Origin of the sequence: Streptomyces sp. NPDC059564 (assembly GCF_042735575.1) — a bacterium.
GTDB lineage: Bacteria > Actinomycetota > Actinomycetes > Streptomycetales > Streptomycetaceae > Streptomyces.
On the sequence record NZ_JBHWBP010000035.1, the window covers coordinates 21955 to 39416 of the forward strand.

The following is a 17462-nucleotide window of genomic DNA, read 5'->3' on the forward strand; positions in this document are numbered from 1 at the left end:
CCGTACGCCCGTTCCCGTACGCCCTCCCTAGTCGGTGGGCCACACCGGGAGCGGGCGTACCGCTTCGCGCAGCGCGGCGGCGATGGCCCGGAACTCCTCCTGCCGGGCCGTCCCGGTCCGCATGGCCAGCGCGATCCGCCGCGAGGGGGCCGGCTCGGCGAAGTACCCGGTGGCCAGGTGCTCGTTGCGGGCGGTCTCCAGTCGCAGCGCGGTGCGCGGCAGCAGCGTCACCCCGAGTCCCCCGGCGACCAGTTGTACGAGTGTGGAGAGCCCGGCGGCGGTGGTGGTGACGTCCGCCCCGGCGGTGCGGCCCGCCTCCCGGCAGATGTCCAGGGCCTGGTCGCGCAGGCAGTGGCCCTCGTCGAGCAACAGCAGCTGAAGGCCCCGCAGTTCGTCGCGCGGGATGTCCCGCCGCCCGGCCAGCGGGTGCTCGCGGGGCGCCAGCAGGACGAAGTCCTCGTCGAAGACGGGCAGTTCGGTGACTCCGGGCATGCCCAGCGGCACCGCGAGCAGCAGCAGGTCGAGGCGGCCGCCGGCCAGCCCCTCCAGCAGCGAGGCCGTCTGCTCCTCGTGCACCTGGAGGTCCATCCGCGGGTAGCGCCGGTGGAAGAGCCCGAGCACCGTCGGGAGCAGGTACGGGGCCACGGTGGGGATCACCCCGAGCCGCAGCACCCCGGTGAAGGGGGCCCGCACCGCCTCGGCCTCCTCCAGCAGCCCGCCCATCGCGTCGAGCACGCCCCGCGCCCGGACGGCGATCCGCTCGCCCGCCGGGGAGAGCAGCACCTTGCGGGTGGTGCGCTCCAGCAGCTGCACCCCGAGCGCCTCCTCCAGCGCCGAGACGGCCCCCGAGAGCGCGGGCTGGCTCATCCCGATCGCCGCGGCGGCGTCGCGGAAGTGCAGGTGTTCGGCGACGGCCGCGAACGCGCGCAGCTGTGCGAGCGTCGCCTGCTTCGCTCCCCTGTTGCCGAGTGCCACTGATAGGTACCTCCGATCACCCGCCACCAGACTAGTGCTGTGGCGGCCGCCCCGGACCCGTGCGCTGCGGGCCGCCCTGCCCTGCGTGAGAGTGGAGGCAGGGGAAGAAAGGCCCGGCCACGCTCTTCGCCCGGGAGGCGACCATGATGAAGAAATTCGTTCGGATCGCGGTACTGGCCCCGCTGGCGGCGTCACCGCTGGTCCTGGGCCCGACGGCCCTGGCCCACCCCGCGGCGGCGCCTGCGGCCGGCACGTGCAGTGTCGTGCAGGGTTACGCTCCGCCGCCGAACAACTGGGCGATCAACGGCACTGGATTCACCGGGGACACCGTCCCGGTCACGAGCGACAACGGCGCCACCATCCCGGCCGCCAAGGTCACCGCCGGCAGCGTCCGGGTCTCCGGCCTGTCCGCGGGCCACTACACGGTCGGAGGTGTCGCGTGCACGGGCGGGCAGGATCCCGCCACGGGTACGGGTACGGGTACGGACACCGGCGCGGACGCGAAGGTCCAGTACGACAAGGGCTTCCAGAAGGCGTTCCAGGCGATCAGGGCGAGCTGCACCGCGACGCAGCCGAAGACCCTGGGTGAGGTCGACCCCAACTGGCAGAAGGGCTACGACGCCGGCGCGGCCCTGGCCGCCAAGACGTTCTGCGGCGGCAAGACGGACGGGCAGACGGGCACCTCCGAGTACGACAAGGGCCACAAGCTCGGCTACGACACCACCAAGGCAACCTGCCAGACCGCTCCGCCGAAGACCGCCGTGGCACCCGACCCCGAATGGACCCGCGGCTACAACGAGGGCGCCGCGAAGGCCGCGGCCGAGTTCTGCAAGTAGCTGTCACCGAACCGATCACTCTGCGTCGCTCTTTGCCCGTACGGGGGCATTGATAGGGAAGCCTGATCAGCGAGACCACCGTTTGCGATTTCCGCGATCAATGCTGCTTGTGCCAGCATGTGAGACCGTCCAACCCCTCAGGGAAAGCCCCAAAAAGGCCAATTTCCCGTCGCGCAAGGAGAGCACGTGCTCACTGTCGGTGACAAGTTCCCCAGCTACGACCTGACCGCTTGCGTCTCGCTCGAAGCCGGCAGCGAGTTCGCCCAGATCGACCACAAGACCTACGAGGGCAAGTGGCGCGTGGTGTTCTTCTGGCCGAAGGACTTCACCTTCGTCTGCCCGACCGAGATCGCCGCCTTCGGCAAGCTGAACGACGAGTTCCTCGACCGTGACGCCCAGATCCTCGGCGTCTCCGGCGACTCCGAGTTCGTCCACCACGCCTGGCGCAAGGACCACGCCGACCTGCGTGACCTGCCCTTCCCGATGCTGGCCGACTCCAAGCACGAGCTCATGCAGGCCTGTGGCGTGCAGGGCGAGGACGGCTTCGCGCAGCGCGCCGTGTTCATCGTCGACCAGAACAACGAGATCCAGTTCTCGATGGTGACCGCCGGTTCCGTGGGCCGTAACCCCAAGGAGGTCCTGCGGGTCCTCGACGCCCTGCAGACCGACGAGCTGTGCCCCTGCAACTGGACCAAGGGCGAGGACACCCTGGACGCCGGCTCCCTGCTGGCCGGTGAGTGACGCATGTCCCTCGACTCCCTCAAGTCCGCCGTACCGGACTTCGCCAAGGACCTGAAGCTGAACCTCGGCTCGGTCATCGGCAACCAGGACAAGCTCACCCAGCAGCAGCTGTGGGGCACCGTCCTGTCCTGCGCGATCGCCGCCCGCTCCCCGCGCGTCCTGCGTGAGCTGGAGCCGGAGGCGAAGGCGAACCTCTCGCCGGAGGCGTACACCGCCGCCAAGTCCGCCGCCGCGGTCATGGCGATGAACAACGTCTTCTACCGCACCCGCCACCTGCTCTCCGACCCGGAGTACGGCACGCTGCGCGCGGGCCTGCGGATGAACGTCATCGGCAACCCCGGTGTGGAGAAGGTCGACTTCGAGCTGTGGTCGCTCGCGGTCTCCGCGGTCAACGGCTGCGGCCAGTGCCTGGACTCGCACGAGCAGGTCCTGCGCAAGGCGGGCGTCGACCGCGAGACGGTCCAGGAGGCCTTCAAGATCGCCTCGGTGATCCAGGCCGTCGCCGTCACCCTCGACGCCGAAGCGGCCCTGGCCGCCGAGTAGTCACCCGTACGGGCAACAGGGCCCCCGCAGCCGTCACCGGCCGCGGGGGCCCTGTCCGTTCACTTGCGCAGTGCGGTCATCAGGGCGCGCATGTCCTCGATCATCGCCGACTTGACCGCGTCCCCGTCGATCCGGCCCTGCTCCTCCGGGCCCCCGAACCACTGGACGGTGAGGCTGAACACCGCCCCGCCGTCGAGCACCTTGAGCCGGGGCTCCTGGTCGTACCCGGAGAACAGGGCCTGTTCCCCGAGCCCGGGGACCTGCTCCGCATCGGCGGGCATGTTGTCCGGCGTCAGGGCCAGGGCGCGCTCGGGACGCCGGCCGAATTCCGGCCCGGGGTCGGTCTTCTCGTGCAGTTCGACCAGCAGCTCGGCCTGGTAGACCATCCGCTGCTCGGGGCTCGGCGCCCAGTGGTCGCAGCGCGCCCAGTCCAGCACCGGGCTCTCCCCGTGCGTGACCGTGCCCGCGCCGAATCCGCCGCCGATCGCGCCCACCGCCTTCAAGGGCGCCTGCTCGCACAGGTTTTCCCCGTACCGGTACGCCAGCGGGGGCCCTGCGTCGCCGAAACGATCCTGCACGGCCAGCGTCCCGGCCCATACGGCGGAGGCCGCCAGTGCCCCGCCCAGGGCCCATGCCCACGGCCTGCGGCCGGAACCCATCCCCGGCTCCGGTTCGGCGAGCGGCACGGCAAGCGGCTCGGCGGTCTCCCCGCCCGGCCACTCGCCCTCCAGCTCGGGCTGGCTGATCACGGGCCGGCTTCCGCGGCGCTCACGCCCGTGTTCAGGGCGGTCGCCCCGTGCGGCGCCGGGCCGCTGCCGACGGGCCCGACCGGGTGCCGTTCGCGCGCGTGGGCCCGCAGGTAGCCGACCACCGTGTTGGTGACGGCGACCAGCGGCACCGCCACCACCGCCCCGCCGATGCCCGCGACCATGCCGCCGGCCGCCACCGACAGCACCACCGCGAGCGGGTGGACCCGTACGGCGCGGCCCAGGATGAAGGGCTGCAGCACGTGCCCCTCGATCTGCTGCACCGCGAGCACCACCAGCAGCACCATCAGCGCGGTGAACGGCCCCTGGGTCACCAGGGCCACGACGACGGCGAGGGCGCCGGAGATCACCGCCCCGACGAGCGGGATGAAGGCGAAGAGGAAGATGAAGACGGCGAGCGGAACGGCCATCGTCACGTCGAGGAAGTAGAGCCCGAGGCCGATGAAGACGGCGTCGATGAGCGCGACGAGCACCGTTCCGCGCACGTACGCGGTCAGCGTGCGCCAGGCGCGCGGACCGGCGCCCGCGAGGCCCGGGCGGGCGGCGGCCGGGGCCAGGCCCAGCACCCAGTTCCAGATGCGCGCGCCGTCGTAGAGCAGGAAGAGCGTCGAGAACATCGCGAGCAGCATGCCCGTCAGCACCTCGACGAGGACCGTCACGCCCTGGAGCCCGGCGGAGGTGATCTCCTCGGTGTTGGTGCCGATCGTCTCGCTGAGGTTCTTCGCGATGTCGTTGATCTGCTTCTCGGTCACGTGGAACGGACTGTCCAGTGCCCAGCTCTTGAGCTCGTTGATGCCCTCGCGCAGCCGGTTGGAGAGGTCGTCGAGGTTCTCCATGACCTGCCAGACCACGAACCAGCCGACCAGCCCGATGACGACGAAGCCGAGGACGGCGGTGACGGCGGTGGCAAGGCCCCGCGGCAGCCCGTAGCGCCGCAGCCGGACCACGAACGGCTGGAGCAGCGCGGTCACCAGCAGGGCGGCGGCGAACGCGAGGACGACCAGGCGCACTTCGCTGATCACCTTCATCAGCACCCAGAGCATCCCGGCGAGCAGCAGCAGCCGCCAGCTGGCCTCGGCGGCGACCCGCATCCCCCACGGGATGACGGTGACCGGATCGGGCCGGCCCGGCGGCGGCAGCGCGACGACCACGTCGTGCGGTACGGGAACGGGCTCCTCGGCGAGGGCGGCCGCTGCGGGTACGGCGACGGGCGGCGGCGGTTCCCCGGCGGCCTCGGCCTCGACCTCGGCCCGCCGTTCGTCGAGGCGCGCCTCCATCCGGCTCAGTCTGCTGCCGAGCCGGCCGAGCCAGCCTGCCCTCTTCGCCATGTCGTTCCCTTCCCCCCGTCTACGGTCACACCTCGCACGACCGTACACGCGAGGAACCCCACACCGTAGGACGGTGCGGGGTTCCTCGAGGTTGAACCGACCGGAGCGGTTTCTTCCTAGTACCAGCCGTTGGCCTGGTGGAAGCTCCAGGCGCTGCACGGGCTGCCGTAGCGCTCGTTCATGTAGCCCAGGCCCCACTTGATCTGGGTGGCCGGGTTGGTGCGCCAGTCGGAGCCGGCCGAGGCCATCTTCGAACCGGGGAGCGCCTGGACCAGGCCGTAGGCGCCCGAAGAGGAGTTGACCGCCTGGTAGTTCCAGGTGGATTCCTCGTTGATGATGTTGGAGAAGCACTGGTACTGGCCCGACGGGACCAGCTGCTGCGCGATGGCCTTGACCTGGGCGACCGTGTAGGAGCCCTGGACGGGGAAGTCGCCGGCGTCGCGGGTGGCGGACCGGCTGGCGACCTGCTCCTTCTCGTCGCGCTCCTTCTTGGCCTTGGCCTCGTCCGCTTCCTTCTTGGCCTTCTCCGCCTTCTCGGCGTCGGCCTTCTTGGACTTGGCGTCCTCCGCGGCCTGGATGCGCGCCGCCTCTTCCGCCGAACGCTTGGCGTCGGAGTCGGCGGCGTGGGCGATGGCGTCGGCCTGCTGCGTCAGGGACGCGCTCTGGACCTGTGCCTGCTCGCCGACCGGGACGTCAGTGAGGAGAGTCGCACCGGACGCGGTGGTCTCGAGATCGTTCGAGGAGGCGGCGTCGCCGGTGGCGACTCCGACGACTGCGCCGACGGTGGTGACCGCGGTGGCCGAAGCCACTGCGAACCCCCGGACCGAAATCCGGCTCACACGGTGTCCTTCCAGCAGCGTCCGCAGTGACCGCGCGGGCGCAAGAGTGCCCCTCGACACTGGCCTCCGTGGTGGTGCGGTCACTGGAGACGCGGGCCCGTGGGCAACTCCCTCGCGGGGGCTGCCACGTGAAACCGGGCGGCATACGGACATCGGCTGTGGAGTTGTGGTGCTGCGCGTATCCCACGGGGGATACAGGTGTTCCGTATGCGGGGCCTGACGGAAAACAGACTCTGCCGGACCCCGACGCCGCAGGGCAATTCCCCGTTGCGTGGGAAAGGTCACACCTGGCATGACGCCGTCGATTCGAGAAAAGCCCTGTGCAGCACGGCGCCGCCCGGCTAGGCTCCTGGGCCTTTGCCGGGCGGCGCCAACTCACCTTCCCGCTATGGGGTTTTTGACCCTTTCGGGCCCGGTGGGCGATCGGTGCCGGTCAGAGCGTTTCGAGCATCTCCGTGACCAGCGCGGCGATCGGGGAGCGTTCGGAACGCGTGAGCGTGACGTGGGCGAAGAGCGGATGCCCCTTCAGCTTCTCAACGACGGCCACCACTCCGTCGTACCGGCCGACCCGCAGATTGTCCCGCTGGGCCACGTCGTGGGTGAGCACCACCCGCGAATTGGCCCCGATCCGGGACAGAACGGTCAGCAGGACGTTGCGTTCCAGCGACTGGGCCTCGTCCACGATCACGAAGGAGTCGTGCAGCGAGCGGCCGCGGATGTGCGTGAGCGGCAGGACCTCCAGCATCCCGCGGTTGAGCACCTCCTCGATGACCTCGCGCCCGGCCACCGCCGAGAGGGTGTCGAAGACCGCCTGCGCCCACGGGCTCATCTTCTCGGAGGCGTCGCCCGGCAGGTACCCGAGGTCCTGGCCGCCGACCGCGTACAGCGGCCGGAAGACCATCACCTTCTGGTGCTGCCGGCGTTCCAGCACCGCCTCCAGTCCCGCGCACAGCGCCAGGGCCGACTTTCCGGTGCCGGCCCGGCCGCCCATCGAGATGATCCCGATCTCCGGGTCGAGCAGCAGGTCGAGGGCGATGCGCTGTTCGGCGCTGCGGCCGTGCAGCCCGAAGGCCTCCCGGTCGCCCCGGACGAGCTTCACGTTGCCGTCGGCCGTGACCCGGCCGAGGGCCTTGCCCCGCTCGGACTGCAGGACCAGCCCGGTGTGCACGGGGAGTTCCGCGGCCTCCGGTACGTAGAGCCGTTCCTCGGAGTAGAGGAGGTCCACCTGTTCCCCGGAGAGGGAGAGCTCGCTCATGCCGGTCCACCCGGCATCGGTGATCGCGAGTTCCGCGCGGTATTCCTCCGCGAGCAGCCCCACGGAGGAGGCCTTGATGCGCAGGGGAAGGTCCTTCGACACGACCGTGACGTCGTAGCCCTCGGCCTGGAGGTTGCGGGCCACCGCGAGGATCCGCGAGTCGTTGTCCCCCAGCCGGAAGCCGGCGGGCAGGACGCCCGGGTCGGAGTGGTTGAGCTCGACGCGCAGCGTGCCGCCCAGATCGCCCAGCGGGATGGGGGCGTCGAGGCGACCGTAGCGGACCCGGAAGTCGTCGAGCAGGCGCAGGGCCTGCCGGGCGAAGTAGCCGAGTTCGGGATGGTGCCTCTTTGCCTCCAGCTCGGTGATCACCACGATCGGGAGCACGACCTCGTGCTCGTCGAAGCGGGAGATCGCGTTGGGGTCTGCCAGCAGGACGCTGGTGTCGAGGACGTAGGTCCGCCTGTCGGGCAGGCGGCGCTTTGTGCTGGTCACCACGGAAGGACGTACCCCCTCGGAAGAGGTCGGGCCATGAAGACCGGACCGGTCATCGGCACCCATGCCAGGGCCGATTTCCGGCCCTCCAATCCGACCGTGCGAACCGCACGCGCGTCCTGGTGCAAAGGGCCTCCCGGGCGGACGGCCCTGTGCCGTCCGCTGAGACTCGACACCCGTGGATCGGGCATCGACCTGCCATCGTTATGCCCTCGAACATGGGCCGCCATGCCATGGCATATGACGGACGCTCGGTGAATCCCTGGTGAAGGCTTCGCGAGGGGGACGGAAGGGGCCGAAGGGGCGTCAGCCGCGGGGGTCAGGTGCCGTAGCGCCGGTGCCGGGCTGCGTAGTCGCGCAGGGCCCGGAGGAAGTCGACCTTGCGGAAGGCCGGCCAGAACACCTCGCAGAAGTAGTACTCCGAGTGGGCGCTCTGCCAGAGCATGAATCCGGACAGCCGCTGTTCGCCGCTGGTACGGATCACCAGGTCCGGGTCGGGCTGGCCGCGGGTGTAGAGGTGCTCCGCGATGTGGTCGATGTCCAGGACCTCGGCGAGCTCCTCGAAGGAGGTGCCCTTCTCGGCGTGCTCCAGGAGCAGCGAGCGGACCGCGTCCGCGATCTCCTGGCGGCCGCCGTAGCCCACGGCGACGTTGACCAGTATCCCGTCGACGTCGTGCGTGGCCTGCTCGGCCTCCTTCAGCACGGACTGCGTCCGGGCGGGCAGGATGTCCAGGTTGCCGACGTGGTGGACGCGCCAGCGGCCGTCCTCGGCGAGGCCCTGGACGGTGTTCTCGATGATGTTGAGCAGGGGCCTGAGCTCGACCTCCGGCCGGTCCAGGTTGTCCGTGGAGAGCATCCACAGGGTGACGACCTCGACGTCCGTCTCGGTGCACCAGCCCAGCATCTCGGAGATCTTGTCGGCGCCGGCCTGATGGCCCTGCACCGTCGAGCTCCCCGACGCCTTGGCCCAGCGCCGGTTCCCGTCCAGGATCACGCCGATGTGCTTGGGCGACGCGTCATGGTCGAGGCGGCCTTCCACCCGGCGTGCGTAGAGCCTGTACACCAGGTCGCGCAGCTTCACGATCTTCCAGCCCCTCCGTGCAATGCCCCCGTGCGGATTGCGGTCTCCCCCGAGGCCGCCACATTACTGCGCGGCGGGATGGGGTACCCAACTCGGCCGGTCACAAGTCCGTGATAGGGAGGACATCGTGACTGATAACAATCCCTATCGGGCAGAGCCCTCGCGCTACGACTCCATGCAGTACCGGCGCACCGGCCACAGCGGCCTCAAGCTCCCCGCCATCTCCCTCGGCCTCTGGCACAACTTCGGTGACGACAAGTCCCTGGAGTCCCAGCGGGCCATCCTCCGCCGCGCCTTCGACCTCGGCGTGACCCACTTCGACCTGGCGAACAACTACGGCCCGCCGCCCGGCTCGGCCGAGCTCAACTTCGGGAAGATCTTCGCGCAGGACTTCGCGTCGTACCGCGACCAGCTGATCCTCTCCACCAAGGCCGGCTACTTCATGCACGAGGGCCCCTACGGCGAGTGGGGCAGCCGGAAGTACCTGATGAGCTCGCTCGACGCCTCGCTGAAGCGGATGGGCGTGGACTACGTCGACGTCTTCTACTCGCACCGCTTCGACCCGGAGACCCCGCTGGAGGAGACCATGGGCGCGCTCGCGTCCGCGGTCCAGCAGGGCAAGGCGCTGTACGTCGGCGTGTCCTCGTACACGGCGGAGCAGACGGCCGAGGCGGCGCGGATCCTGCGGGAGATGGGCGTGCGGCCGCTGATCCACCAGCCCTCGTACTCCATGATCAACCGCTGGACGGAGGAGGACGGGCTGCTGGACACCCTGGAGGAGGCCGGCATGGGCTGCATCTCCTTCGCGCCGCTCGCGCAGGGCCTGCTGACCGGCAAGTACCTCAAGGGCATCCCGGAGGGCTCGCGGGCCTCGCAGGGCAAGTCGCTGAACCCGGACCTGCTCTCGGACGACGTGCTGGGCCGCCTCGCCGGGCTGAACGAGATCGCCGGCCGGCGCGGGCAGTCGCTGGCGCAGCTGGCGCTGACCTGGGTGCTGCGCGACGAGCGGATGACCTCGGCGCTGATCGGCGCGTCGAGCGTGAAGCAGCTGGAGGAGAACGTGGCCGCGCTGGCCGGTGCGCCGCTGTCCGAGGAGGAGCTGAAGGAGATCGACTCCTTCGCCGTCTCCACCCCCGGCACCAACATCTGGGCCCAGCGAGGCTGACCTGCGCTTTTGCCCGGAGGGGGCGGAAAACAAAAAACGGGCCGGTCCGTGGGGGGGATACGGACCGGCCCGAGGGGGGGGTTCCACCATAACCCTTCGTAAAGCGTGATGCGTGCATTGCCGCGAAACGATTACGCTCCGAATCCGCCCAGCAGCACTCCGGTGAGCGCTCCGGCCGCCATGAAGGGGCCGAAGGCGAAGCCCGTCGTACGGGTCGCCCGGCCGCGCAGCACAAGGCCGAGGCCGTATACGGCCCCGTAGAGCAGCCCCAGGAAGGCCCCGGCCGCCCATACCCCCCACCCGTACCACCCAAGAGCGACCCCCAAGGGAAGCGCCAGCTTGACGTCGCCGAGGCCCATCCCGGCGGGGTTCACCAGGAACAGCACGAGGTACGCGGCCCCGAGCGCGCCCCCGCCCAGCAGGGCGAGCCGCCAGGAGCCGGCGGCGCCGGGCAGCAGCGCGGCCGCGCCGAGGAGCGCGGCGGTGGCGGCGGCCAGCGGGAGGGTCAGTACATCGGGCAGCCGGTGCACGGCGAGGTCGACGAGGGCCAGCAGGACGAGGGCGGGCGCGAGCGCGACGTACGCCGCCGCTTCGGGGCGCGGCCCGACGGCGGCGGCGAGCGCCCCGCAGACGGCCCCCGAGGCCGCCCAGGCCCCCACCGGTCCGTAGCGGTGCCCCCGGCAGCGGGCGGGACCGAGCCACCCGGCGATCGGATGCCCCTCGGGGCACAGCTCCCGCCACGGCTCCCCCGGCGCGGCGGACAGCCGGTACGCGGCGCGCGGCAGCACCAGCAGCCCGGCGGCGGCGCCGTACGCGACGGCGAGGAGGACGATCACGGCGTGGCCCATCCGCCGAAGGTAGCCCCGCCGCCCCGGCCCCGAGGGGGTTCCGGGGAGTCGGGGACCGGATCTAGGGTGGCCGCCATGACGCGGTGGGTGGACGGGCACGGGACCCTCGGGATCCTCGGGGACGGCGCGGTGGCGCTGCCGTTGGCGGTTCCGCTGGAGGTTCCACTGGAGGTCGCCGCCTCGTACCGGGCCCGTACGCGCGGGCTCCTCGGGCGGGACGGCATCGAGGGGGCGCTGCTGCTGACCCCGGCGGCGAGCGTGCACACCTTCCGGATGCGCTTCCCGATCGACGTGGCCTACCTGGACCGGAGCCTGCGGGTCCGCGCCGTCGTGACGATGCCCCCGGGCCGCCTCGGCCTGCCCCGTCCGCTGTCCCGGCACGTCCTGGAGGCGGAGGCGGGCGCGATGGCCGGCTGGGGGCTGCGCCCGGGGACCCGCGTCGAGGTGCGGGAGGCGGGCCGTCTCGACACCGCCTAGGCCGAAGAGCGTGCGGGCGGTAGGTTGGGGCGGTTGAGCTGGGGCGCGCAGGGGAGCGGCATGACGGAGAACGCGCGGATCAAGGCGCTTGAGCAGATCATGCCGGCGACGCACGGCGCCGACGAGGACATCGACTGGCAGGCGGCGGAGGCCGTCTGGGGAACCCGGTTCCCGGCCGACTTCGTGGCGTTCATGGGGCGTTTCGGCGCCGGGTCCATCAACGGCGAGGCCAGCATCCTGCTGCCGCTGCCCAAGCCGGGCCTGCAGTGGGACCCGGCGGAGATGGCCGAGGAGACCGCCAACGCCCGGCAGGTGTGGGAGGCCGAGGGCGGCCGGGCCGCCTTCGACGTGGACCCGGAGGCGATCGTCGCCTGGGGGGTCACCGGAGGCTCCGACATCCTGTGCTGGGTCACCACCGACCCGGACCCCGACCGGTGGCCGGTCCTGGTCGTCGGGCGGCACACCGCCGACTCCTTCGCCGTGTACCCGTACGGCATGGCCGAATTCCTGCTGCTGCTGTGCTCCGACGAGTTCGACGTGAGCCCGGTCAGCATCACCTTCTGGGACGGCGGCCACCTCAGCTTCGTGCACTGGCGCAAGGCCCAGCGCCGGTGGCAGGAGGGCCGCAACCCCGAGACGGGCGAGCCCGACCCGTACGCGGGCGAGTTCGCCGACTAGTCCGCCGACCGGTCCGGACCCTCCCGGCCCCCCCTTTCACCCCTCAGCCCGTTTCCTGGCCGGAAACGGGCTTTTCGGCATGTCTACGCGCGTCCGTTTTGTGGATCACATATCGGAAAACACCAGCCGGAAAAGCCGCACTTGGAGCATTGACCACAACTACCGCCCCAATGGAATCAACCACCCTCCCGTCAGGAGAGAATTCCGGCCAACGGGCCCACGGTGGGACACCCCGGCCCGGAGCAACTCATAAGCAATAACCGGACTCAAAAGAAAATCAGGGGTATCCACCCGTGCGACGAAGAATCTTCGGCGCGGCCGCCGCGGCGGCCGCGTTCGGCCTGTTGGTACCGCTGTCGGGCTGCGGAAGCCCCGGGGCCGGAGCGGCCGGCAGCGGCACGCTGCGCCTGGTCGCGGCGGAATACGGCGACAATCCGGGCAACAGCTCGAAGGCTTTCTGGGACAAGGTGACGAGCGATTTCACCGCCGCCCATCCCGGCCTCAAGGTGGAGGTCCAGCTGCTTCCCTGGGCGGACATCGACCGCGAAGTCTCCCGCATGGTCAAGGCCGGCAAGGCCCCGGACATGGCGCTCATGGGCTCGTACTCGGACTTCGCGGCCCAGGGCAAGCTGTATTCCGCCGAAGAACTCCTCTCCATCACCGCCGAGGCGAACTTCCTCCAGCCCCTCGCGGAGGCCGGCTCGGTCGGCAACACCCTGTACGGGCTGCCGTTCGTGGCGAGCAGCCGCCTCCTCTTCTACAACGAGACCCTCTTCAAGCAGGCGGGCGTCACCAGCGCGCCGAAGACCTGGTCGGACCTGAAGACCGCCGCCAAGGCCCTCAAGGACAAGGGCGTGAAGTTCCCCTACGCGCTGCCGCTGGGCCCCGAGGAGGCGCACGCGGAGGCGATGATCTGGGAGCTGAGCAACGGCGGCGGCTACGCCGACAACAGCGGCAACTACAGCCTGGCCTCCGACCAGAACATCTATACGTTCCGCTGGCTCAAGGACCAGCTGGTCGCCCCCGGCCTGACCGGCCCCGTCCCGCCCTCGCAGCTGAACCGCGCCGACGCCTTCGCCGCCTTCCTGCGCGGCGAGGTCGGCATGCTCAACGGCTACCCGTCGCTCTCCCACGAGGCGCGGGCCAAGGGCATCTCGGTCGGCACCGTGTCCATGCCGGTCTCCGACACCCTCGGCGCGGGCGAGACCCCGCCGACCGTGGGCGTGGCCGACTGGATGATGGCGTTCAAGCAGAACGGGAAGCGGGCCGAGATCGGCGCCTTCCTCGACTTCGTCTACTCGGACAAGAACCTGTCGGACTTCGCGGGCCGCTACCACCTGCTGCCCTCGACGGTCACGGCCTCCCGCACCCCGGCGGGCGGCGGCATCGACAAGAACGACGAGCAGTTCCTGACCGCCCTGCGCGGCGCCCAGCTCTACCCCGTCAACGACCCGTCCTGGGTGACGGTCAGCGACACCATCAAGCGCGGCATCGGCCGGGCCGTGGAGCCGAGCGGCGACCCGAAGGCCGTGCTGGAGGACATCGCCACGAAGGCCGGCGAAGCCGGCAAGAAGCACTGAGCGAGCGCTGGACGAGCACCACGAGAACCACCGGAGTCCCTCCCGTTCCGGGACCTTCGCCTCCCTGCCGCGCCCCATCCCGTACGGCAGAATGACTGTGACGGCCTCGATCCGAGGCCCCGGCCCAGTCGCCCGACGAGCACCCACAAGGTGCCCGGGGCGGCAGGCCTCCCCTCCCCCCTCCCGGGCTAGCGGCCGTGCTGCCCGTTCTCCGCGGAGAACGCCGTCCGGTACTGCTCGCAGCTGGAGTCCCAGCGCAGCGTGCCCGTCAGCGTCCCGTAGCCGGAGCGGGTGACCGACCACTCCACCGTGTACGCACCGGTGTCGCAGGCGATCCGCCTGCCTCCCGCGATCTTCTGACGGCCCGTCGCCGGCTGCCCGGACAGCTCCTTGTGCACCTCCCCCGCCTTGGCCCGCTTCGCGTCGCGCAGCACCGCGTGCACGACGATCAGGTGCTTGCCGTCCTTGGTGGTCAGGGCCTTCTTCACGAGCGTCGAGTCGGAGACCGCCCACGCGAACTCGTACGAGGGCTCCCACGCCAGCGTCTTCGGGTCCCCGACCTGGCGCTCGAACTCGCGCGCGCCCTCGGGACCGGGCCGGGTCACCGTCTTGTACTGCACCCCCGGGTGGAAGCGGAGCTGCCCCTCCACCTTGTGCATGTCGTCCTTGGACCACATCGACTTCATCGCCTTCTCGTCCCCGGACGGGTCCTGGAGGTACGCCGTGCCTTGTGCGGCGGTGGCGGCCGTCTGGCCGAGGGCGGGGGCGAGGGCCGCGACGGTGGCGGCGAGGCTGAGCGCGACGGTGCGGGTGCGGTTCATGCCCGGTCCAACGGGCCCCCGCGGCGCGCCGGAACGAGCCCGCGCACGCGTTCACCCGTAAGAGATGATGACGAAGTCCCCGCTCCGGCGGGGGTGCGGCCGCGGCGCCTCTGCTTGGCTGTCCGCGGACCGGAAGAGAACAGGCGTACGACGACGGGGATGGCATGGGTGTGATGGTGAACGGCACGGTGGAGGCGGGCTGGGAGTCGGTCCGGGAGGAGTTCGAGGCTTTCGTGGCCGCCGAGCCGAACCCGCCGGAGGCCCAGCTGGCGGTGCGTCACCACGGTCGGCCCGTGGTCGACCTGTGGGGCGGCGAGGACACCGACGGGGACACGCTGAGCCCCGTCTACTCGATCACCAAGGGGGCCGCCCACCTGGTCGTGGGGCTGCTGGTGCAGGACGGTCTGCTGGAGCCGAGCCGCCCGGTGGTGGAGTACTGGCCCGAGTTCACGGGGCACGGCAAGGAGCGGCTGACGGTACGGCAGCTGGTCGCGCACGGCTCCGGGCTGCTCAACACCCCGGAGGGCTTCTCCTACGAGGAGATCGCGGACGACGCCCTGATCGCGGCGCGGCTGGCGCGGGCGGAGCCGTACTGGGAGCCCGGGACGGCGTACGGGTACCACGCGTTCGTGATCGGCGCCCTGGTGGGCGAGCTGGTCCGGCGGGTGACCGGCCGCTCCCTCCAGGAGGTCTACGAGGAGCGCGTACGGGCGCCGTACGGGCTGGACCTGTACATGGGGCTGCCGGCCGCGCTGGAGGGCCGCTGGAAGCCGGTCCTGGAGATGCTGCCGACACCGGCGCAGCGGGAGCTGCTCGCGGCGGGCGGGCCGATGCCCGAGCTGATGAGGGTCGCCTTCAACGCGCACCGCGAGCCGCCGATGGACCTCATCGCGTACGGCAACCACCCGGCGGTGAAGGGCCGGGGCCCGGCCTCGGCGGGCGGCACGGGTACGGCGCGCGGGGTGGCCGGCCTGTACGCGGCGGCGACCGTCGGGCTGGGCGGGCTGCCGGCGCTGCTGGAGCCGGGGACGGCGGCGGAGTTCGCGCGGCCGCACACGCCGGGCACGGACCGGGTCACCTCGGAGGAGGACCACTTCGGGCTGGGCTTCGAGCGGCAGCACGCGGTGGGCCCCGAGGCCTTCGGGCACTGCGGGGCGGCGGGCGGGCTGGGCTTCGCCGACCCGGTCACGGGGATCGCGTACGGGTACACGCGCCGCCGCTTCGGCTTCCCGGGCGGTACGGCTCCGGAGAACGGCCGGCTGGCGGCGGCGGTACTGAAGGTGGCGCGCGGGCTGTAGCCGGTCAGGCCTGGCCGGTCTCGAAGCGGCTGACGCGGCCGTCGGGGGTGACGTCGAACCGCCAGGCGGTGCGCATCTCGCCCCAGGTGTCGTTGCGGTAGTCGACGACGAGGGAGCGGCCCGCGTCGGCTTCGGAGTCGACGGCCATGTGGCCGCCGGCGGAGAAGATCTCCCGTTCGGACCAGTCGGCGATGTCCCGGTCCGAGCCGTCGTCGGACATGGTCGCGCCGGGGGTCAGGGCCGTCTGGAAGGCGGCCCGGTCCCCGGCGTTGACGGCGGTGACGAAGGCGCGGACGGCGGGGTCGGTCAGCTGGGCCGGGTCGATCACGGGGGCTCCTGGGGGTGGGGGCGTACGGGGCTGCGTACGCGGCCGGGTGCGGTGCTGCGTGCGGTGCTGCGTGCGGTGCTGCGTGCGCGACCAGGGAACACCGTGGGCGGGGCCGGGGCACCGACCCTCACCCGTTCGCCGCCGGACGGCGTGTCAGGCCGGTTCGTCGGGCCGGTTCGTCGGGCGGGTTCGTCGGGCGGGTTCGTCAGGGGGCGGTGCGGACCGGGAAGCCGGTCGGGCGGCCCTGGTCCTTCAGCCAGGTCAGCACCTGGTCGAGGGCGGCGACGGTCTGCCGGCGGTCGCCGCCCCCGTCGTGGAAGAGGACCGTCGGCCCGTTGCCCATCTCGCGCTTGACGGCGTCCACGATCGCGGCGGTGCCGGGCTTGCCGAAGTCCTTGGTGTCGACGTTCCAGCCGAGCGGGCGCATCCCGTGGGCCGCGGCTATTCGGCGGCTGTCCGGGGTGAAGGCCCCGCCGGGGGCCCGGTAGTACTCGACCTTCGCGCCGCCGCCCGCGGCCTCCTCTATCTGCTTCTTCGCGTCGAGGATCTGGGCCTCCTGGTAGGCGACGGGCTTCTTGTCCATGGCCGTGTCGTGGGAGGTGGTGTGGTCGCAGAGCCGGTGTCCGCCCGCGACGACCTTCTTGACCAGGTCGGGGTGGGCCGCGGCCTGCGGGCCGATCATGCAGAAGGTCGCCTTCACGTCGTGCCGGGCCAGGACGTCGAGGATCTGGGGGGTCCAGCGGGGGTCGGGGCCGTCGTCGATGGTGATGTTGACGGCGTTCCCGCCGAGTTCGGAGGCGTGGGCGATGGTGTCGGGCAGCCCCGCCGGGGCGCCGGCGCCGGGCTTGCCGTCGTCGCCCTTGGAGTCGCCCTTGGTGTCTCCCTTGGACTCGCCCTTGGGGTCGCCCTTGGGGTCGCCGGACGTCCCGCCCTCCGACTGCCGGGCCGCGTTCTCGTGCCGGGGAGCCGGGTCTTCGTCGGCCGCCACCAGGGTCGTCACGCCCCAGATGGTCGCCGCGACGGCCACGGCCGAGGCCCCGACGGCCAACCGGGCCCGGAGGCTCTGCTTCTGCGTAGGCGTCATGTGTCCACTCCCCATCCCATCGCGCGGGCGCTCTGTGGGTCATGACGTCTGCGAACCTGCCGAAGTTCCGCTGAATTGCCCTATAAATTCCAGGTAATAAGGAGTTTGAGCCTTCATAGCCCCGGATGCCCCACAAGTCGCACCTCACCCCTCCGACCCCACGCTTCGCATGTGCCCCTGGGTGCGCACGCGAAAAGGTCCGGCCCGGGGATGTCTTCCCGGGCCGGGCCTTTTGGGGGGCGCACGGTGCGTGGGACGACCGTGTCGTCAGGGGGCGCCCGCGTCCAGCGGAGCCGGCGCGGCCGTGGCGCCCTCGCCGGCGGCCT

Annotated in this window: 18 protein-coding genes; 8 read left to right on the top strand and 10 right to left on the bottom strand. The window is 71.3% G+C overall.

The features are described 5' to 3' along the window. Positions 1-27: 27 nt before the first annotated feature. The gene (locus ACFV0Q_RS09735) at positions 28-975 is read right to left on the bottom strand and encodes a hydrogen peroxide-inducible genes activator (RefSeq protein ID WP_385003130.1); all 948 of its coding nucleotides are present in this window, start codon (positions 973-975) and stop codon (positions 28-30) included. A 143-nt stretch (positions 976-1118) separates the two neighbouring features. Between ACFV0Q_RS09735 and ACFV0Q_RS09740 the strand changes: the two genes are divergently transcribed. The 3 genes from ACFV0Q_RS09740 to ACFV0Q_RS09750 all read left to right on the top strand — a co-directional run bounded on the left by ACFV0Q_RS09740 (position 1119) and on the right by ACFV0Q_RS09750 (position 3095). After that, a complete protein-coding gene (locus ACFV0Q_RS09740; RefSeq protein ID WP_385003133.1) occupies positions 1119-1811 on the top strand; it encodes a hypothetical protein in 693 nt (230 codons plus the stop codon). A 186-nt stretch (positions 1812-1997) separates the two neighbouring features. Continuing rightward, complete coding sequence (locus tag ACFV0Q_RS09745; protein ID WP_385003136.1) at positions 1998-2552, top strand: peroxiredoxin; 555 nt, start codon at positions 1998-2000, stop codon at positions 2550-2552. 3 nt (positions 2553-2555) lie between these two features. Continuing rightward, positions 2556-3095 carry an alkyl hydroperoxide reductase gene (locus ACFV0Q_RS09750; RefSeq protein WP_385003139.1) on the top strand — a complete coding sequence of 180 codons (540 nt, stop codon included), beginning with the start codon at positions 2556-2558 and terminating at the stop codon, positions 3093-3095. Between the two features lie 59 nt (positions 3096-3154). On the opposite strand, the gene ACFV0Q_RS09755 is transcribed toward ACFV0Q_RS09750, so the two are convergent. The 5 genes from ACFV0Q_RS09755 to ACFV0Q_RS09775 all read right to left on the bottom strand — a co-directional run bounded on the left by ACFV0Q_RS09755 (position 3155) and on the right by ACFV0Q_RS09775 (position 8857). Then, a complete protein-coding gene (locus ACFV0Q_RS09755; protein WP_385003142.1) occupies positions 3155-3844 on the bottom strand; it encodes a hypothetical protein in 690 nt (229 codons plus the stop codon). Then, on the bottom strand, positions 3841-5190 hold the full coding sequence (locus tag ACFV0Q_RS09760) for an AI-2E family transporter (RefSeq protein WP_385003145.1): 1350 nt from the start codon (positions 5188-5190) through the stop codon (positions 3841-3843). The genes ACFV0Q_RS09755 and ACFV0Q_RS09760 overlap by 4 nt, the downstream gene beginning before the upstream one ends. Before the next feature lie 116 nt (positions 5191-5306). Beyond that, a complete protein-coding gene (locus ACFV0Q_RS09765; protein ID WP_385003147.1) occupies positions 5307-6029 on the bottom strand; it encodes a transglycosylase SLT domain-containing protein in 723 nt (240 codons plus the stop codon). 433 nt (positions 6030-6462) lie between these two features. Beyond that, entirely contained in the window at positions 6463-7779 is a 1317-nt protein-coding gene (locus tag ACFV0Q_RS09770) for a PhoH family protein (RefSeq protein ID WP_385003150.1), read from the bottom strand. 316 nt (positions 7780-8095) lie between these two features. Beyond that, complete coding sequence (locus ACFV0Q_RS09775) at positions 8096-8857, bottom strand: isoprenyl transferase (protein WP_385003153.1); 762 nt, start codon at positions 8855-8857, stop codon at positions 8096-8098. Between the two features lie 127 nt (positions 8858-8984). Here ACFV0Q_RS09775 and mgrA point away from each other — a divergent pair, with 127 nt between their 5' ends. Beyond that, the gene (mgrA, locus tag ACFV0Q_RS09780) at positions 8985-10022 is read left to right on the top strand and encodes an L-glyceraldehyde 3-phosphate reductase (RefSeq protein ID WP_385003155.1); all 1038 of its coding nucleotides are present in this window, start codon (positions 8985-8987) and stop codon (positions 10020-10022) included. Positions 10023-10153: 131 nt separating this feature from the next. Here the strand turns inward: mgrA and ACFV0Q_RS09785 are convergent, their stop codons facing one another. Further along, positions 10154-10870: a prepilin peptidase gene (locus tag ACFV0Q_RS09785; protein WP_385003157.1), complete on the bottom strand. Its 717-nt coding sequence runs from the start codon at positions 10868-10870 to the stop codon at positions 10154-10156. A gap of 75 nt (positions 10871-10945) precedes the next feature. On the opposite strand from ACFV0Q_RS09785, the gene ACFV0Q_RS09790 reads away from it, so the two are divergent. From ACFV0Q_RS09790 to ACFV0Q_RS09800, 3 genes are all read left to right on the top strand, one after another. Then, complete coding sequence (locus tag ACFV0Q_RS09790) at positions 10946-11347, top strand: DUF192 domain-containing protein (RefSeq protein ID WP_385003161.1); 402 nt, start codon at positions 10946-10948, stop codon at positions 11345-11347. 60 nt (positions 11348-11407) lie between these two features. Beyond that, positions 11408-12025, top strand: a complete 618-nt coding sequence (locus tag ACFV0Q_RS09795) for an SMI1/KNR4 family protein (RefSeq protein ID WP_385003164.1) — start codon at positions 11408-11410, stop codon at positions 12023-12025. Between the two features lie 293 nt (positions 12026-12318). Further along, the gene (locus ACFV0Q_RS09800) at positions 12319-13605 is read left to right on the top strand and encodes an extracellular solute-binding protein (protein ID WP_385003167.1); all 1287 of its coding nucleotides are present in this window, start codon (positions 12319-12321) and stop codon (positions 13603-13605) included. Between the two features lie 188 nt (positions 13606-13793). Here the strand turns inward: ACFV0Q_RS09800 and ACFV0Q_RS09805 are convergent, their stop codons facing one another. Continuing rightward, positions 13794-14426, bottom strand: a complete 633-nt coding sequence (locus ACFV0Q_RS09805) for a hypothetical protein (RefSeq protein WP_385003169.1) — start codon at positions 14424-14426, stop codon at positions 13794-13796. Between the two features lie 164 nt (positions 14427-14590). Between ACFV0Q_RS09805 and ACFV0Q_RS09810 the strand changes: the two genes are divergently transcribed. Next, on the top strand, positions 14591-15724 hold the full coding sequence (locus ACFV0Q_RS09810) for a serine hydrolase domain-containing protein (protein ID WP_385003172.1): 1134 nt from the start codon (positions 14591-14593) through the stop codon (positions 15722-15724). 4 nt (positions 15725-15728) lie between these two features. On the opposite strand, the gene ACFV0Q_RS09815 is transcribed toward ACFV0Q_RS09810, so the two are convergent. Both ACFV0Q_RS09815 and ACFV0Q_RS09820 read right to left on the bottom strand, forming a co-directional pair. After that, a complete protein-coding gene (locus ACFV0Q_RS09815) occupies positions 15729-16052 on the bottom strand; it encodes a nuclear transport factor 2 family protein (RefSeq protein ID WP_385003175.1) in 324 nt (107 codons plus the stop codon). 205 nt (positions 16053-16257) lie between these two features. Further along, the gene (locus tag ACFV0Q_RS09820; protein WP_385003178.1) at positions 16258-17136 is read right to left on the bottom strand and encodes a polysaccharide deacetylase family protein; all 879 of its coding nucleotides are present in this window, start codon (positions 17134-17136) and stop codon (positions 16258-16260) included. Positions 17137-17462 lie beyond the last annotated feature (326 nt).

Coding starts and splice junctions, on each gene's coding strand:
- ACFV0Q_RS09750 (WP_385003139.1), top strand. CDS start 2,556: ATGTCCCTCGACTCCCTCAAGTCCGCCGTACCGGACTTCGCCAAGGAC.
- ACFV0Q_RS09760 (WP_385003145.1), bottom strand. CDS start 5,190: ATGGCGAAGAGGGCAGGCTGGCTCGGCCGGCTCGGCAGCAGACTGAGC.
- ACFV0Q_RS09785 (WP_385003157.1), bottom strand. CDS start 10,870: ATGGGCCACGCCGTGATCGTCCTCCTCGCCGTCGCGTACGGCGCCGCC.
- ACFV0Q_RS09790 (WP_385003161.1), top strand. CDS start 10,946: ATGACGCGGTGGGTGGACGGGCACGGGACCCTCGGGATCCTCGGGGAC.
- ACFV0Q_RS09810 (WP_385003172.1), top strand. CDS start 14,591: ATGGGTGTGATGGTGAACGGCACGGTGGAGGCGGGCTGGGAGTCGGTC.
- ACFV0Q_RS09740 (WP_385003133.1), top strand. CDS start 1,119: ATGATGAAGAAATTCGTTCGGATCGCGGTACTGGCCCCGCTGGCGGCG.
- ACFV0Q_RS09805 (WP_385003169.1), bottom strand. CDS start 14,426: ATGAACCGCACCCGCACCGTCGCGCTCAGCCTCGCCGCCACCGTCGCG.
- ACFV0Q_RS09795 (WP_385003164.1), top strand. CDS start 11,408: ATGACGGAGAACGCGCGGATCAAGGCGCTTGAGCAGATCATGCCGGCG.
- ACFV0Q_RS09820 (WP_385003178.1), bottom strand. CDS start 17,136: ATGACGCCTACGCAGAAGCAGAGCCTCCGGGCCCGGTTGGCCGTCGGG.